Origin of the sequence: Nonomuraea sp. NPDC049750, assembly GCF_040659625.1 — a bacterium.
In the GTDB taxonomy this organism is placed as follows: domain Bacteria; phylum Actinomycetota; class Actinomycetes; order Streptosporangiales; family Streptosporangiaceae; genus Nonomuraea.
Map to the genome: position 1 here is coordinate 223,458 of NZ_JBFANB010000001.1, position 15,772 is coordinate 239,229.

The following is a 15,772-nucleotide window of genomic DNA, read 5'->3' on the forward strand; positions in this document are numbered from 1 at the left end:
CTAAGAGCCGAGGCCGGGTCAGCGGGTGCCGGCCGCCGCCCGGCGCTTGGTCCACACGTCGAAGGCGACCGCGGCCAGCAGGACCGCGCCCTTGACGAGCATGACCCGCTCACTCGGCGCGCCGACCAGCGACATGCCGTTGTTGATGACGCCCATGATCAGACCGCCGGTCACCGCGCCGACCACCTTGCCGACGCCGCCCTGTACGGCCGCGCCGCCGATGAACGCCGCCGCGATGGCGTCCAGCTCGAAGGAGTTGCCCGCCGTGGGCCCCGCCTGGTTCAGCCGTCCGGCGAAGATGATCCCGGCGAGCGCGGACAGGACGCCCATGTTCACGAAGATCCAGAAGACGACGGACTTGACCTTGACACCGGACAGCAGCGCCGCCTGCAGGTTGCCGCCGATGGCGTAGATCCGCCGGCCGAACACGGCGCGGCCGGTCAGCAGCGAGTAGCCCAGCACCAGCGCCGCGAGCAGGATCAGCACCCAGGGCAGGTTCTTGAACCTGGCCAGCTGCACCACCACGGCGAGGATCACCGCGGCGGCCGCGGCGATGCGGAGCAGGAAGATCGGCAGCGGGTCCACGCTCTGGCGGTAACCCAGCCGCGCCATCCGGCTGCGCCACTGGCTGGCGGCCATGCCGGCCACCGCCACCAGGCCGAGCAGCAGGCTGAACACGTCGGCGCCGCCCAGCGGGCCGAGCCCGACATTGCCCAGGTAGCTGTCGGTGAAGCCGTTCGACAGCGTACGGACGGCGTCAGGGAACGGGCCGATGCCCTGGTTGCCCAGCACGGTCAGCGTGAGCGCGCGGAACAGCAGCATGCCGGCCAGCGTCACGATGAACGCCGGAATGCCGTAGTAGGCGATCCAGAACCCCTGCCACGCGCCGATGAGCCCGCCCGCGACCAGCGTGATGACCAGCGCCACCGGCCACGGCACGCCGTAGTTGACCATCAGCACGGCGGCGATGGCCCCGGTGACGGCCACGACAGAACCCACCGACAGGTCGATGTGCCCGGCGATGATGATCAGGATCATCCCGATGGCCAGGATCAGGATGTAGGAGTTCTGGACGATGATGTTGGAGATGTTCTGCGGCTGGAGCAGGGCCCCCTTGGTGAGGAAGGCGAACAGCACGACGATCAGCGCGAACGCGACATAGATCCCGCTCTGCCGTACGTTGAACGACAGCCACGATGATCTGCCCGCTTCCCGCGGCGGAGGCGGCTCCTGCCCGGTGGGCGCCGGCCCCGCGGCGGTGGATGAGGTACTGCTGCTCATCGGATCTCGTCCTGTCCTTTCGTCATGTACTGCATGAGGCCCTCCTGCGTGGCCTCCTCGCGCGGGACCTCACCGGTGATCCGACCGGCCGACAGCGCGTAGATCCGGTCGCACAGGCCCAGGAGTTCCGGCAGCTCCGATGAGATGACCAGAATGGCCTTACCGTCGTCGGCGAGCTGGTTGATGATCGAGTAGATCTCGTACTTGGCCCCGACGTCGATGCCCCGGGTCGGTTCGTCCAGGATGAGCACGTCGGCGTCCGTGAAGATCCACTTCGACAGGACCACCTTCTGCTGGTTGCCGCCGCTGAGCTTGCCGGTGACGCTCAGCACGCTGGGCGCCTTGATGTTCATGCTCTTGCGGAACCCCTCGGCGACCTGGTGCTCCTCATTGTCGTTGACCCAGCCACGGCGGGCCAGCTTCCCGAGCGCGGCGGCGGAGACGTTCCGCTTGATGTCCTCGATCAGGTTGAGGCCGTACCTCTTGCGGTCCTCGGTGGCGTACGCGATGCCGTGGCGGATCGCGTCCTGCACCGACTTGATCTCTATCTGCCGGCCGTTCTTGTAGATGCGGCCGGAGATGTCGGTGCCATAGGAGCGGCCGAAGACGCTCATGGCCAGCTCCGTACGGCCGGCCCCCATGAGCCCCGCCAAGCCGACGATCTCGCCCTTGCGCAGGGTGAGGCTGGCGTTGGAGACCACCACCCGGCCCCGCTGGGCCGGGCTGTGCACCGTCCAGTCCTCGATGCGCAGCGCCTCCTCGCCGACGTTCGGCTCGTGCGGCGGGAAGCGGTTCTCCAGGGCGCGGCCGACCATGCCGGAGATGATGCGGTCCTCCGTGACGTGGTCGGTGACCATGTCGAGCCGCTCGATCGTCCGGCCGTCGCGCAGGATGGTGATCGAGTCGGCGATGTCGATGACCTCGTTGAGCTTGTGCGAGATGATCACGCAGGTGATGCCCTCGTCACGCAGGCCGCGCAGCAGGTCGAGCAGGTGCGCCGAGTCCTCGTCGTTGAGCGCCGCGGTCGGCTCGTCGAGGATGAGCAGGCGCACCCGCTTGGACAGCGCCTTGGCGATCTCCACGAGCTGCTGCTTGCCGACGCCGATGTCGGAGATGAGCGACACGGGGTTCTCCCGCAGCCCGACCCGGTTCAGCAGCTCAGCCGCCTCATGGTTGGTCCGGTTCCAGTCGATCAGGCCGCGAGTGGCCTGCTCGTTGCCGAGGAAGATGTTCTCGGCGATGGACAGTTGCGGGCACAGGGCCAGCTCCTGGTGGATGATGACGATCCCGCGGTGCTCGCTGTCACGGATGTCGGCGAACCGGCACGGATCTCCCTCGAAGAAGATCTCGCCCTCATAGGAACCGTGCGGGTACACGCCCGACAGCACCTTCATGAGCGTGGACTTGCCCGCGCCGTTCTCGCCGCAGATCGCGTGGATCTCGCCCTGTCGTACGGACAGGTTGACGTCTTGCAGCGCCTTTACTCCGGGGAAGGTCTTGGTGATCCCGCGCATCCGCAGGATGTCATCAGTCATGACGTCAGCCCAGCTGCGACTTGGTGTAGTAGCCGGTGGAGACGAGTTCCTTCTCGTAGTTGGTCTTGTCGACGATCAGCGGCTGGAGCAGGTACGACGGCACGACCTTGTTGCCGTTGTCGTAGTCCTTGGTGTTGTTGACCTCGGGCTTGCCGCCCTTGAGCACGGCGTCGGCCATCTTCACGGTCACGTCGGCCAGCTGCCGGGTGTCCTTGTAGATGGTGGAGTACTGCTCACCCGCGATGATCGACTTCACCGACGCGAGCTCGGCGTCCTGACCGGTCACGATCGGGTACGGCTGGCCGGAGGTGCCGTAGCCGTTGCTCTTGAGCGCCGACAGGATGCCGATCGACAGGCCGTCGTAGGGCGACAGGACGCCGTCGACCTTGGTGCCGCCGCTGTAGGTCTTGGTCAGCAGGTCTTCCATGCGCTTCTGCGCGGTGGCCGGGTCCCAGCGCAGGATGGCGACCGTCTTGAAGTCGGTCTGGCCGCTCTTGACGTTGATCGTCTTCTTGTCGATGAACGGCTTGAGCACCGACATGGCGCCGTTGAAGAAGAATGTCGCGTTGTTGTCGTCGGGCGAACCGGCGAACAGCTCGACGTTGAACGGGCCCTTGGCGCTGCCCGCGGAGCCGTCGGCGTTGAGCAGCTTCAGCCCGACCAGCAGTGACGTGGCCTGCTGCACACCGACCTTGAAGTTGTCGAAGGTCGCGTAGTAGTCGACGTTCGGGCTGTTACGGATCAGCCGGTCGTAGGCGACGACCGGGATCTTCTTGTCGGCCGCCTCCTGGAGCTGCGTGGTGATGGCCGTGCCGTCGATCGAGGCGATGATCAGGAGCTTGGCGCCCTTGGTGATCTGGTTCTCGATCTGGTTGACCTGGGTCGGGATGTCATTCTCGGCGTACTGCAGGTCGACCTTGTAGCCGAGCTTCTCCAGGCTGGTCTTGACGTTGTCGCCGTCGTGGATCCAACGCTCGGACGACTTGGTCGGCATCGTCACGCCGACCAGGGCGCCGGCCGAACCGGCCGAGGCGCTGGCGGCGGCTTCCTTGTCGACCGTCTTCTCGGCCGAGCCGCACGCGGTCGCGACCGTGGCTAGCGCCAGGACGGAGACCACGGTCGCGAATCGTGGAAATCTCATGTTTCTCCTTGCGGAAATGGGGAGGTGCCCGTGCGTCACGGGAGACAGCCGATCCCGCGAGTGTTATCGCTAACATTTCCGGTGTCAAGCGCAGCCGATAACGTAGACGTAACACAACCTTCACGGTTGAAGTGGCCCTGGGCCTGCGGCGCGGGCCAATCACGGGCAGATGCCCGGTGGGTTCGGCGGGCTCATGGACCTCGAAGCCACAGGCCAGCAGTGTCAGCCGGAAGGCCGACCACTCCAGCGTGCCCGCGCGGCAGCGCGGCCGACGGGGCCGCTCGTCGATCGGGGTGACAGCGGGACGGTTGATCAAGCATGCCCGCATGTGGGACAGAAACTGACCTATATGCCCTCTAGCGTCGGGCTACCCGCTTCGAAGGAGAGATCATGGCCGTCCCCGAGGGCTACACCACCGTGACGCCGTTCGTCGCCTGCCGCGACAGCGCCCGGTTCATCGACTACGTCAAGGAGGCGTTCGGCGCCGAGGAACTCGGCCGAGTCACCGATGAGAAGGGCCGCATCGGTCACGCGGAGGTCCGGATCGGTGACGCGGTGGTGATGATGTTCGACGCGGTGCCGGACTGGCCGCCGACGCCCGCGTTCCTGCGCCTGTACGTGGACGACGCCGACGCCGTGCACCGGCGGGCCGTCGCGGCCGGTGGCACCTCGGTGACCGAGGTCACCCACCTGTACTGGGGCGACAAGGTGGGGCGGGTGCGCGACCCGCTCGGCAACCTGTGGTGGATCCAGACCCGCGTCGAAGAGGTCGGGCCGGAGGAGCTCGAGGCGCGCCTCAGCGACCCGGTGTTCATCAAGGCGATGGAGTATGTCCAGAGCGCGGATTTCTTCGCACGCTGACGGCTATGGCCGGGATCGAGGTAGTACACACTGTGGGGATGGAGTTCTTCTGCTACCACCGCGATCGGCCCGGCTCGGTGGCGCTGCGCGACGAGCTGCTGGAGGAGCACTGGTCCTACATGGACGGGTATGCGAAGGAGATGATCGCCCGCGGCCCGACCTTCGCCGCCGACGACGAGACGCCCACCGGCAGCGTGCACATCCTCGACCTGCCCGATTCCGCCGCCGCCCGCGCGTTCGCCTTCGACGAGCCCAACTACCAGGCCGGCGTCTACCGTGACGTGCTGGTGCGCCGGTGGCGCAACCTGCTGGGGCGCACCATGTGGGACTTCCCCGGTGGCCGGACCGATGGCAACAAATACCTGGTACTCGGCCTCGGCTCGGGGCAGGCCGCCGATCTCACCGTGCCGCCCGGCCGGGACGAGCTGATCGCGTACGGGCCGCTGCTGGCCGACGACGGCACCACCTGGCTGGGCACGGCGGCGCTGCTCCGGGCGCCGGACCAGGACGCGGCACGCGCCATCCTGACGCCGGACCGGTACGCCGACATCGAGGTCCACGACTACGACTTCGGCGGGCGGCCGGACAGCTGGCCGACGGCTCCTCAACCGTCCGCCCCTCCGACGGCTCCTCGACCGACCGCCCCGCGGTCATGACCGCGCAGTCCCCCGCCACACCACTGCCGACCCTCGGGCCAAGGCTGATCAAGGCCGAGATCCTGGTGGTGTTCTCCGTCTCGCTGGGGGCCAGCGGCCTCCTGGCGCTCGTCCGGCTGATCGGCGCGCTCACGGCGCCCGAGCAGCTGAAGGGCCAGCAGGCCGTGCTCGTCCGGTCGCTGGCTCCGGGGCGGCCCTGGCTGGACCTGACGTTGCAGCTCGTCGACATCGCGATCAGCGTGGCGCCGGTCGCGCTCGTCGCCTACCTGCTGGTCCGCTCCGGCGAGTCGATGCGGACCATCGGTGTCGACCTCCGCGAGCCGCGCCGCGACCTGGTGCGCGGCGCCCTGCTCGCGGCCGCGATCGGCGGATCCGGGCTGGCCTTCTACCTGGTCGTGTACGCCATCGGGATCAACCTCTCGGTGGTGGCCGGGCAGCTGCCCGACGAGTGGTGGCGGATCCCGGTCCTGCTGCTGGCCGCCGCGCAGAACGGCGTGCTCGAAGAGGTGCTCGTCAGCGGCTACCTGCTGCACCGGCTGGAGCAGGCGGGATGGGCGCCCTGGCGCTCCGTCGTGGTGGCGGCGCTGCTGCGCGGCTCGTACCACCTCTATCAGGGGTTCGGGGGTTTCGTCGGGAACGTGGTGATGGGGCTGGTGTTCGGCCGCCTGTACCAGCGCTGGGGCCGGGCCATGCCGCTCGTCGTCGCGCACACGCTCATCGACGCCGTCGCCTTCGCCGGCTACGCCGCCCTGCACGGCAAGGTGAGCTGGCTCCCTTGAGCGGGCAGTCCGCTCCAGCCCGCTCACCCGAGCGAGGGCGAGCCGACTCCCCTGAGCCCGCTCACCTTGCCGTGCGGGCGTCACTCCGGCGCTCCTCTCGTGCGGGCTCGGCGGTACTCCGCCACGACCAGATCCGTGAGCTCCTGGAGCGAGGTCCGCGCCGTGGGCTTGTCGAAGGTGATCGTGCCGTGCTGGAGGAGGTTGACCCGGTCGCAGACCTCCAGGATCTGGGCGTAGTTGTGCGCGATGATCACGATGGACACCTCGCCGCGCGCCTTGAGGTCGCTGACCAGGTCGAGGATCAGCGCGCCCTCCTTGGCGCCCATGGCCGCCAGCGGCTCGTCGAGCAGCAGGATCCGCGACCGCGAGTACACCGAGCGGGCCACGGCGATCGCCTGCCGCTGCCCGCCGGAGAGCTTGGCCACCTCGACGTCGACCGAGGGGATGCGGACCCCCATGGCCTCCAGGTGCTCGGCGGCCAGCCGGCGCATGCGCCGGTTGCTCAGCAGCCGCCCGAAGCCGACGTGCTCCCGCCCCAGGAACATGTTGTGGTAGACGCTGAGCTCGTTGATCAGGGCGAGGTCCTGGTAGACGATGTCGATGCCCAGCGCTCGCGCCTGCCGTACGGACTTCAGCGCGATCTCCTCGCCGTCGAGCAGGATGCGCCCCGAGTCGGGCTGGTGAAACCCGCACAGGAGCTTGACCAGCGTGGACTTGCCCGCGCCATTGTCGCCGATGAGCCCCAGCACCTCCCCCCGCTCCAGGGTCAGGCTGACGTCCTGGAGCGCGGTGACCGCCCCGAACCGCTTGGACAGGGACTCGGTACGGAGGATCGCGGTCATGTCCGTCCCGCCCTTCGCAGCCGGGTCAATGAGACGTTCGCGATCATGGACAGCAGGATCGCGGCGCCCAGGATGAGGAAGTACGGGTTGGCGGAGATGCCGATGAGGTTCATCCCGTTCTGGAGCTCGGCCAGCACCAGCGCCCCGAGCGCGCAGCCGATGATGGTCCCGGACCCGCCCGCGAGCGCCGTGCCGCCGATCACCGCCGCTGAGACCGCGGTGAACATCAGTCCGGTGCCGCCGCCGATGTTCGGGTCGATGGTGTGGATGCGGAACGCCTCGATCAGCCCGGCGAACGCTCCCAACGTCCCGCCAATCATGAAATTTCCTATCTTGATGCGGCCGGTGCGTACGCCCGCCTCCGAGGCGCCCAGCGGGTTGCCGCCGACCGCGATCGTGTGCAGCCCCCACCGGGTCCTGGTCAGCAGGATGTGCAGCACGATCACGATGACCAGGGCCCAGCCGAGGTGCGCCCAGTTCGCCGCGCCGAGCCACTGCCCGATCGTCCCGTCCACGGCGGCGGGGATCTCGGCCGGATAGGCGTGCGAGGTGGTGAGCACCACACCGGTCACCGCGTAGAAGGTGCCCAGCGTGGTCACGAACGACGGCACCCGCAGCACGACGGTGATGAACCCGTTCCCGAACCCGATCGCGGTCCCTGTCGCCAGCGCCAGCAGGATCGCCGGGATCGCCGGCACCCCCCAGAAGTCGATGGCGTAGTGCATCATGAACGGCGCCAGCGCCGCCACCACCCCCACCGACAGGTCGATCTCGCCGCTGACCAGCAGCAGGACCGTGCCGCACGCGACGATCGCCGCGGGAGCGGTGGCCTGGGAGATGTTGACCAGGTTGTCGTAGGAGACGAAGACGTCCGTCACCGACACGAAGTACAGTCCCAGGCCGATCGCGACCACCAGAACACTGGCTTCCCGGTGCCGCAGGAACTCCTCGCGGATCCTGCGCATTCGGCGCTTAAGCATGGGGGATGGCACCGGAGCGTGGCACGAGCTTCTGCGCGGTGTCGGAGCCCTCGAAGCGGGTCTTGCTGGTCTGGTAGGGGCCGACGTTGTCCTTCGTCACGAAGAGCAGGCCGGTGTTGGTCTCGGAGGGGAAGAGCAGTCCGCCGGACAGCTTGTAGAGGTACAGGTAGAGCACGGGCAGGAAGCCCTGGAGGTAGGGCTGCTGGTCGATGGTGTAGTCGAGGTCACCGTTCTTGATCGCCGTCAGGGTCTCGGGTACGAGGTCGAAGCCGCCGGCGACCTTGAGCCCCTTGCTCCGCATGCCGTACTTCTTGACCGTCTGCCCGATCGACTGGGTGGATCCGGCGTCGACGGCGAGCATCCCGGCCAGGTTCGCGTGGCCCTGGGCGTACGCGTCGATGATCGACAGACCCTTGGTGATGTCGGCGTTCGTGCCGACCGGGGTGAACTTGACGGGTTTCCCGGAGTCCTTGATCGCCTGCTGGGCGCCGTCGATCCGCGGCTGGATGTTGAGCGCGCCGGGGGTGGCGATGAATCCGACGATCTCGCCGGAGTCCACCTGCTGGAGGGCCCGCTGGCCGAGGGCGTACCCGGACTCGTAGAGTCCCTGGCCGATGTAGGCCAGCCGCGCGCTGCCCTTGTCGTCGCGAGCGCCGTCGGCGTTGTACGACACCACGGGAATCCCCGCGTCCAGTGCCTTGGCGACCGGCTCGCGGAAGGCGGCCTTGTCCACCACCGCCACCGCCAGCCCGTCGGCCTTGGCCGAGATGGCGGTGTTGCAGGCGTTGACCATCTCGGCCACGATCGAGTCCTTCGAGCCGGTCCACTGGAAGTCGGTGCCGAGCAGCGCGCACGCGTCCTGCGCCCCGTACTGGGTGGGGGTGAAGAACGGGTTCGTGGTGACGTGGCAGACGAGCACGAACTTCCACTTCGGCGTGGCGGGGAAGTCTCCGGGAGCGCCCGAACCACCGGAGGCGGCGGGTTTGCCCTGGCTGGAGGTGCACGCCGCCAGCAGCGCGGACGCCGCCGCCGAGGCGCTGACCAGCCCGGCGCCGGAGAGCAGGCGCCGCCGGGCGACCGGGGTGAGGCTGAGGGTTTCGACTGCCTCTTCGACCTTGGGATGGATCTTTTCCATGTGCTCGACCTCTAGTTCCTGACGGATGGGTCCAGGGGTGGTCGCTTCCCCCCGTCAGCACGCCCAATGAAAAAGGTAAAAGGTTTTAAGGAGCTGTCAATGGGCCATCTTGGAGTGACCTGCCGAGAGTGTTAGCAAATCCCATATTTCCGACCGCTAAACTACCTTTTGCAGGGGTTACGATCTACGTGACACGCGGGGCGAGTGTGTAAGACGAGCCTCGTGGGGACGTACTCATGTCATGCCTTGCCGACGCGCACCGACCTCTGGGAGACCCGATGACATCGCCCGCAGACGCGCTCAGGGGAAGCGGAGATCCGGAGATCGAGCGGCTGCTGGCGCAGTTCAACGCCGACGTCGCGCAGGTTGAGCAGCTCAGGGACCGGATCACCGAGGTGCGCGGCCGAGGCGAGGCGGCGGACGGGCGGGTGGTCGCTGAGACCGGGCCGACCGGAGCACTCGTGAGCCTCACGATCGATCCGCGCGCCATGCGGCTGGGCTCCGACGAGTTGTCCGCCGCGATCGTCGAAGCGGCCGAGGCGGCGGCGCGCAACGCGGAGGAGGAGATGGCCGACCTGGTCGATCCGTTCATCGCGGACACCGTGCTGGGGTCGACCCGTCGCCCCCGGGACAGCCGGTAGCCGGCTGATCTCCCATGGCCATCAGCCCCGCACGCGGTGCGATCTATGGTGTCGGCTCGGTCGGCATCGCCGCCTTCGTGTTCAAGATGCTCGCGGTCGACTACCCGGACGGCGATCCGGCGAAGGCCCGGCAGGCCGCCGCCGTCTGGGCGCGGCTCGCGGACCGGCTGGAGCAGAGCGAGAACCGGACCTACCCATTCGCCGAGGCGGTGTGGAAACGCAACGGTGGCGAAGGGATCGAGGCCTACAAGAAGGCCGTGACCGCCGGGCTCTATCCGAACCCGCCCGCGCTGGGCTATGCCGACAAGCTCGCCCAGCGCTGCCGGCAGAACAGCGAGGCGTGCCTGGAGTACGCGGAGGTCATCGAGAAGGCTCAGCACGCATACTGGTCCCTCGCCCTGGCCAACCTCGCCAGTTTCATGTTCATCACCACCTTCCCCTGGCAGGCCGGGGCCGCCTACAAGATCACCGAAATCCTCATGAACCGCGCCAAGGCGAGCCTGCTGGCGAAACTGGTCGAACACAACATCGCCCGGATCGTGCTGAGCAAGCTCACCGAGTACAGCCTCGGCAGCGCCTTCTTCGCTGTCGGAGACGTGGGCGTGGTGGCCGGGGTCAACGCGCTGCGCGGCGAGGACACGGGCTCGTGGGGCGACAACGGGAAGCAGATGCTGAAGGAGTTCACCGCGTCGGTCGCGTTCTACGGCGCGTTCGACGCCGCCATGCCGTTGGCCAGAGCGATGAGCAAGAACGCCGACGTGCAGTACTTCATCAGCCGGATGGCAGGCGGATCCACCTACGGCGCCACGTACGACGCCCTGAACGGGGAGAGCGGCGGGGACCTCGTCCCCACCTGGAAACAGACGCTCGGCAGGGTGCTGCTCTATTTCACGATGGCCCACAAACCAGCGGGATGACGCATGGCACCTGAACCTGACCCCAAGCCGCCGGAGCGGCCGGATACCATCACCGTCACGCCTCCCGGCGGGGACTACGACTCACTTTGGGAAATCGCCCAGCGGCTCTTCGAGGACCCCACACGCTGGGAGAGCATCTACCAGGCGAACCGCGACGTCCTTGACAACCCCAACGACGTGCGGCCGGGCATGCGGCTCCGCCTGCCGATGGAGATCTACCCGGGTCACATCAGGGCCGCCGCCGGGGGCTTCGACACCGAGAAACACGATCTCGGCGAATTCGTCAACGCCGCGGCGGCGGAGCTGAACGCCATCGGCAACTTCTGGGGCGACGACAAACTGGGGACCACCTTCTTCAAGGGCGAAGGCGGCCGCATGGGCTACGAGGCCGTGTCAGGTCAGATCATCGAGGGCATCGACGTCCTCCAGGACGCCCATCACGAGATCCCGAAGCGCCTGCGGCTCGTGGCCGACCGGACCGAGGTCACCGACTGGGAGAACGTGACCACCGTACTCGCGGCGTTGCCCACGCCTGACCCCGATCGGCCGATCTGGGGTGAGCCGCACCGTTAACGGCGGCCAGGGCGAGCGTTGGCGGCGGTCAGGACGAGTAGCTGTGGTCAGGACGAGCGCGACAGCACCGAGCGGACGGCCTCCGGGGTGCGGCCGACGACGGCCGCCCCGTCCCCGGCGGTGATGATCGGGCGCTGGATGAGCATCGGATGGCTGGCCAGCGCCTTAATCCAGCGGTTGCGGTTGGCCGCGTCGCGGGGCCAGCCGGCGATGCCGAGATCGGTGGCCGTGGCCTCACCGAAGCGGGTGATGTCCCACGGTTCGAGGCGCAGCCTGGTGAGCACCTCGCGCAGTTCGAGCTCGTTGGGCGGGTCGTCGAGGTAGCGGCGGATGGTGTAGTCGGCGTTCTCGGTGTCCAGGAGTTCGAGCGCGGAGGTGCACTTGGAGCAGTCGGGGTTGATCCAGATCTCCATGCTGACTTCCTTTGGGGATGCGAGGAGCGCGGAGCCATCCGGCAAGGCGTCCCATGGAGAAACAGGGGGCGCACTGGACGTGGCCAACCCCCTATTTCACTAGCAAGTGTTAGCCATTCGGATTACCACGTCAATCTGCGACACCGCTTGTACGGCTTCCGCCACCCGGCCAAGCGCCGCGTCGAGCCGCTCCACCCACCACGACCTAGAGCAACACGGTCACAGAGCGTGACATAACGGGCGTCGCTTAAGTAAAATCCCAAACCACCTCTTACGGCCGCAAACCCCCGGCCAAGCAGGGATTCCCGACGCCTCAGAACCCCCTCTGGTTTACCCCCGTCACACCTGGATGTCCGAAATTTCATGACAAAGGGTGCCTGGCACCGACAGAATGCGGAACGCCCACCCGCCGTCCATCCATACGGAGGACACCCATATGCGTAGACCCCTAGGGGTACTCGCGTGTGTTGTGAGCCTGGCCACCCTCGGTGCGCCGGTCGCCACGGCCCACGCCGCGACGGTGCCGCAACCCGCATGCCGCGTGACCGTCGCCAAGCCGCAGGTCACCGCCGCCGGAAAGATCCAGACATCCGCCACCAGGCGCGGCTGCGAAGGCAGCGCCCTCGTCCGCGTCCGCATCAAGCGCGCGGTGGCCGGCCCCGACCGGATCGTCAAGAGCGCGTCGGGCAGGGGCATCAGCCCTCGGGTCACGGTCTCAATGCTGTGCGCCCCCGGTGTCTACTACGCGGTCGCCACCGACTACGCCGGCAACTCCGGCAAGTCGCGGCCGGTCCGGCTGTCGTCCTGCACGCCGACCACGCCGACTCCGACTCCCAACGACACGACCACGCCGACGCCATCACCGTCGCCGACGGCCACCACTCCCACTCCCGTTCCCACCGACACGACCAATCCGCCGACTGACGTGGTGGGAACGGTCGACGAGAACGAGGTCCTGCGGCTGACCAACGCCGAGCGGGCGAAGGGCGGCTGCAAGCCGCTCAAGCATGACGTCCAGCTGCACAAGGCCGCCTTCGGCCACTCCTCCGACATGGCGACCAAGAACTACTTCAGCCACACCTCGCAGGACGGCCGCAGCTTCATGGACCGCATCCGCGGGGCGGGCTTCACCGGCGGAACGGGCTGGGCCGAGAACATCGCCATGGGCCAGCCGACCCCGGCCTCGGTGGTCACCGGCTGGATGAACAGCGCGGGCCACAAGGCCAACATCATGAACTGCAAGTACAACCTCATAGGTGTCGGCGCGGCCAAGAACTCCAAGGGCCAGATCTACTGGACCCAGGACTTCGCCGCCAAGTAGCGGCCGCCCGAGCAGAACGATGCCCCGCGGCCGGCCGCCCGGCCGCGGGGCATCACCCTATTCAGGGCCTGGCGCTCGCCAGGCCACCCAGCCGGGCGCTCGTCCGTTACCGGTCGGCCCGCCCGATGAGGCTCGTCAGGCTTGGCGCCACTCCGCCACGCTGCCGGGATCGTGCAAGTGCAGGTCGGGGGCTCCTTCCAGGGCCTTCTCCTCGCCACCGGGCGTGTACGTGACGATCAGCCGCAACGGCCGCCAGGTCGAGTTGAACGTCGAGTGGTAGGCCCCCGCCGGAATGTGCACGGTGTCACCCTCCTTGATCGCGAACGGCTCACCGTCGTCGACCATCTGCGACGCCTCACCCGAGATGACGTAGATGATCTCCTCGGCCGCCGGGTGGTTGTGCCGGGCGTGTCCCTGCCCGGGATTGATGATGACCTCGCCCAGCGTGCTACTCGCCCCCTCGATGGCCGACGGGGTGACGAACCACTTGATGGACCCCCAGTCGAAGGCCATCGTGGGCACGGAGTCCGGACTTACGTGCATGGCAGCTCCTCAGAAGTTCAGTGACTTGAAGGCTCGTACCTGCTCGGTGATGGCCCGCTCCGTGGGCAGCCGCTCGACGGACGAGGCGCCGAAGAAGCCCACCACGCCCTCGGTGCGCGACAGGACATGGGCCGCGTCGGCGGGCTCGGCGATCGGGCCCCCGTGGCAGAGCACGAGGATGTCGGGCCGCACGGCCGCCGCCGCGTCGCGCATGGCCTGCACCCGGGTCACGGCCTCGTCCAGGGTCAGGGCGGTGCCCGCGCCGATGCTGCCCTTGGTGGTCAGCCCGACGTGCGGGACCAGCACGTCGGCGCCGGCCTCGGCCATGGCGCGGGCCTGGTCCTCGTCGAAGACGTACGGGGCCGTCACCAGGTCGCGTTCGTGGGCCAGCCGGACCATCTCCACCTCCAGCTCGTAGCCCATGCCGGTCTCCTCCAGGTTCTGCCGGAAGACGCCGTCGTACAGGCCCACGGTGGGGAAGTTCTGGACACCCGCGAAGCCCATCGCGGCCAGCTGGTCGAGGAAGCGCGGCATGACCCGGAACGGGTCGGTGCCGCAGACGCCCGCGAGCACCGGGGTGTCGGCGACGACGGGCAGCACCTCGGCGGCCATCTCGACGACGATCTGGTTCGCGTCGCCGTAGGGCAGCAGCCCGGCCAGCGAGCCGCGCCCGGCCATCCGATAGCGGCCGGAGTTGTAGATGATGATCAGATCGACGCCGCCGGCCTCGGCGCACTTGGCCGACAGGCCCGTGCCCGCGCCCGCGCCGATCACCGGCCGCCCCTCCGCGACGGTGCGGCGCAGCCTGGCCAGCACCTCCTGCCTGGTCACGAGGCATCCCCTCCGAGCTGCCTGGATCCCATTCCGAGCTGCCTGGTCATGCGGAATCCTCTCCCGAGATCAGGCGATGCAGCCGCTCGGCCATCGCCCGGCCGAATTCCGGATCGTTGATGTGCAGGTCGAACCGCTTGGTCGCGGGAAAGGCGGCCAGCGCCTCGAAGCAGGCCGCGTCGGCCTTGGGATCGTGGAAGCCCATGCCCGGCGCGTCCAGCGCGGACACGCCGCCCAGCGGGACGAACAGCTCCGTCGGGCCGCTGGCCGCGCCGAGTTTGGCGGCCACCCGGGCGCCCAGCTCGGCCATCTCCTCCGGCGTGGTGCGCATGAGGGTCACGGTCGGGTTGTGCACGTACAGCAGCCGGCCCGCGAACCGCTCGGGCACGGTGTCGCGCGGGCCGAAGTTGACCATGTCCAGCGCTCCGGGGGCGACCACCTGCGGCACGCCGTGCGCGCCCGCCGCCGTCAGCCGCTCGGGCCCGGCCGACAGCACCCCGCCGACCAGGTCGTCCGCCAGTTCGGTGGTGGTCAGATCCAGCACCCCGGCCAGCAGCCCGCTCGCCGCCAGCCCCTCCAGCGCCCGGCCGCCCGACCCGGTCGCGTGGAAGACCAGCACCTCATAGCCGAGCTCGGCCAGCCGCTCGCGCGCCGCGTCCACGGCGGGCGTGGTCACGCCGAACATCGACGCGCCGATCAGCGGCCGCTCGTCGTTCTGCGTCGTACGCACCGCTCTGGCCAGCTGGTGTGCCTTGGCCATGCCCGCCGCCGCGGCGGCCGCGTTGCCGAGAATCGCCCGGGAGACCCGGTTGACGCCGGCGATGTCGACCACGCTGTACATCAGCGTGACGTCCCTTGCTCCGACATAAGGCGACACGTCGCCCGACGCCATCGTGGACACGATCAGCTTGGGCAAGCCGATCGGCAGGTCGCGGACGGCCCGCGCGGCGATCGACGATCCGCCGCTGCCGCCCACGGCCAGCACCGCGTCGACCCGGCCCTCGGCGTACAGCCCGGCCAGGATCGCCGCCGCGCCCTCCCCCATGGCGGTGACGGCGGCCCCGCGGTCGCCCCCCTCCTGGAGCGCCCGCAGGTCACCTCCGGCCGCCTCGGCCACCTGCGCGTTGGAGACGTCGGCGAGCAGCGGCACGCCGGGCTCCTTCACTCCCGCGTCGACCACGAGCACGTCGCTGCCCAGCTCCACCAGCCGGTTGCGCAGCCAGGCGTACTCCTCGCCCTTGGTGTCGAGCGTCCCGATCAGTACGACGGTCGGCATCTCACGCCACACCCCTCTGTTCGAAGACCTTCTTCGCCACATTGATC

Annotated in this window: 17 protein-coding genes; 7 read left to right on the plus strand and 10 right to left on the minus strand. The window is 68.5% G+C overall.

Annotated features, from left to right (window positions below; genetic code table 11):
* Nucleotides 1-18: 18 nt before the first annotated feature.
* The 3 genes from mmsB to chvE are packed head-to-tail and all read right to left on the minus strand — an operon-like array spanning nucleotide 19 to nucleotide 3,957.
* Nucleotides 19-1,281, minus strand: a complete 1,263-nt coding sequence (gene mmsB / locus AB0J16_RS01045) for a multiple monosaccharide ABC transporter permease (RefSeq protein WP_358533057.1) — start codon at nucleotides 1,279-1,281, stop codon at nucleotides 19-21.
* Nucleotides 1,278-2,816, minus strand: a complete 1,539-nt coding sequence (gene mmsA / locus AB0J16_RS01050) for a multiple monosaccharide ABC transporter ATP-binding protein (RefSeq protein ID WP_358533059.1) — start codon at nucleotides 2,814-2,816, stop codon at nucleotides 1,278-1,280. The genes mmsB and mmsA overlap by 4 nt, the downstream gene beginning before the upstream one ends.
* A 4-nt stretch (nucleotides 2,817-2,820) precedes the next feature.
* On the minus strand, nucleotides 2,821-3,957 hold the full coding sequence (gene chvE, locus AB0J16_RS01055) for a multiple monosaccharide ABC transporter substrate-binding protein (protein WP_358533062.1): 1,137 nt from the start codon (nucleotides 3,955-3,957) through the stop codon (nucleotides 2,821-2,823).
* Between the two features lie 390 nt (nucleotides 3,958-4,347).
* Here chvE and AB0J16_RS01060 point away from each other — a divergent pair, with 390 nt between their 5' ends.
* The 3 genes from AB0J16_RS01060 to AB0J16_RS01070 are packed head-to-tail and all read left to right on the plus strand — an operon-like array spanning nucleotide 4,348 to nucleotide 6,253.
* A complete protein-coding gene (locus AB0J16_RS01060) occupies nucleotides 4,348-4,818 on the plus strand; it encodes a VOC family protein (protein ID WP_358533065.1) in 471 nt (156 codons plus the stop codon).
* A 38-nt stretch (nucleotides 4,819-4,856) separates the two neighbouring features.
* Entirely contained in the window at nucleotides 4,857-5,474 is a 618-nt protein-coding gene (locus AB0J16_RS01065; protein ID WP_358533068.1) for a YciI family protein, read from the plus strand.
* Complete coding sequence (locus AB0J16_RS01070) at nucleotides 5,471-6,253, plus strand: CPBP family intramembrane glutamic endopeptidase (RefSeq protein WP_358533071.1); 783 nt, start codon at nucleotides 5,471-5,473, stop codon at nucleotides 6,251-6,253. The genes AB0J16_RS01065 and AB0J16_RS01070 overlap by 4 nt, the downstream gene beginning before the upstream one ends.
* An 80-nt stretch (nucleotides 6,254-6,333) precedes the next feature.
* Here AB0J16_RS01070 and AB0J16_RS01075 read toward each other — a convergent pair whose 3' ends face one another.
* From AB0J16_RS01075 to AB0J16_RS01085, 3 genes are read right to left on the minus strand one after another with little or no spacing between them, the layout of a single operon-like run.
* Nucleotides 6,334-7,095: an ATP-binding cassette domain-containing protein gene (locus tag AB0J16_RS01075; RefSeq protein ID WP_358533074.1), complete on the minus strand. Its 762-nt coding sequence runs from the start codon at nucleotides 7,093-7,095 to the stop codon at nucleotides 6,334-6,336.
* Nucleotides 7,092-8,060: an ABC transporter permease gene (locus AB0J16_RS01080; RefSeq protein ID WP_358533077.1), complete on the minus strand. Its 969-nt coding sequence runs from the start codon at nucleotides 8,058-8,060 to the stop codon at nucleotides 7,092-7,094. The genes AB0J16_RS01075 and AB0J16_RS01080 overlap by 4 nt, the downstream gene beginning before the upstream one ends.
* Before the next feature lie 7 nt (nucleotides 8,061-8,067).
* Entirely contained in the window at nucleotides 8,068-9,210 is a 1,143-nt protein-coding gene (locus AB0J16_RS01085) for a sugar ABC transporter substrate-binding protein (RefSeq protein ID WP_358533080.1), read from the minus strand.
* A gap of 278 nt (nucleotides 9,211-9,488) precedes the next feature.
* Here AB0J16_RS01085 and AB0J16_RS01090 point away from each other — a divergent pair, with 278 nt between their 5' ends.
* The 3 genes from AB0J16_RS01090 to AB0J16_RS01100 are packed head-to-tail and all read left to right on the plus strand — an operon-like array spanning nucleotide 9,489 to nucleotide 11,341.
* Nucleotides 9,489-9,851, plus strand: a complete 363-nt coding sequence (locus AB0J16_RS01090; protein ID WP_358533083.1) for a YbaB/EbfC family nucleoid-associated protein — start codon at nucleotides 9,489-9,491, stop codon at nucleotides 9,849-9,851.
* A gap of 14 nt (nucleotides 9,852-9,865) precedes the next feature.
* Nucleotides 9,866-10,768: a hypothetical protein gene (locus AB0J16_RS01095; RefSeq protein WP_358533085.1), complete on the plus strand. Its 903-nt coding sequence runs from the start codon at nucleotides 9,866-9,868 to the stop codon at nucleotides 10,766-10,768.
* Nucleotides 10,769-10,771: 3 nt separating this feature from the next.
* A complete protein-coding gene (locus tag AB0J16_RS01100) occupies nucleotides 10,772-11,341 on the plus strand; it encodes a LysM peptidoglycan-binding domain-containing protein (protein WP_358533088.1) in 570 nt (189 codons plus the stop codon).
* 47 nt (nucleotides 11,342-11,388) lie between these two features.
* Here AB0J16_RS01100 and AB0J16_RS01105 read toward each other — a convergent pair whose 3' ends face one another.
* The gene (locus AB0J16_RS01105) at nucleotides 11,389-11,754 is read right to left on the minus strand and encodes an ArsC/Spx/MgsR family protein (protein ID WP_357939188.1); all 366 of its coding nucleotides are present in this window, start codon (nucleotides 11,752-11,754) and stop codon (nucleotides 11,389-11,391) included.
* Nucleotides 11,755-12,190: 436 nt separating this feature from the next.
* Here AB0J16_RS01105 and AB0J16_RS01110 point away from each other — a divergent pair, with 436 nt between their 5' ends.
* Nucleotides 12,191-13,075 carry a CAP domain-containing protein gene (locus AB0J16_RS01110; protein ID WP_358533091.1) on the plus strand — a complete coding sequence of 295 codons (885 nt, stop codon included), beginning with the start codon at nucleotides 12,191-12,193 and terminating at the stop codon, nucleotides 13,073-13,075.
* A 135-nt stretch (nucleotides 13,076-13,210) separates the two neighbouring features.
* Here the strand turns inward: AB0J16_RS01110 and AB0J16_RS01115 are convergent, their stop codons facing one another.
* Genes AB0J16_RS01115 through AB0J16_RS01125 form a run of 3 tightly spaced genes read right to left on the minus strand, consistent with a single transcriptional unit; the run spans nucleotide 13,211 to nucleotide 15,725 of the window.
* Nucleotides 13,211-13,618 (minus strand): cupin domain-containing protein, encoded by a 408-nt coding sequence (locus tag AB0J16_RS01115; protein WP_358533094.1) that lies wholly within the window; start codon nucleotides 13,616-13,618, stop codon nucleotides 13,211-13,213.
* Between the two features lie 9 nt (nucleotides 13,619-13,627).
* Nucleotides 13,628-14,449 carry a phosphoenolpyruvate hydrolase family protein gene (locus AB0J16_RS01120; RefSeq protein WP_358533097.1) on the minus strand — a complete coding sequence of 274 codons (822 nt, stop codon included), beginning with the start codon at nucleotides 14,447-14,449 and terminating at the stop codon, nucleotides 13,628-13,630.
* 46 nt (nucleotides 14,450-14,495) lie between these two features.
* On the minus strand, nucleotides 14,496-15,725 hold the full coding sequence (locus AB0J16_RS01125; protein WP_358533100.1) for a Tm-1-like ATP-binding domain-containing protein: 1,230 nt from the start codon (nucleotides 15,723-15,725) through the stop codon (nucleotides 14,496-14,498).
* Between the last annotated feature and the right edge of the window lie 47 nt (nucleotides 15,726-15,772).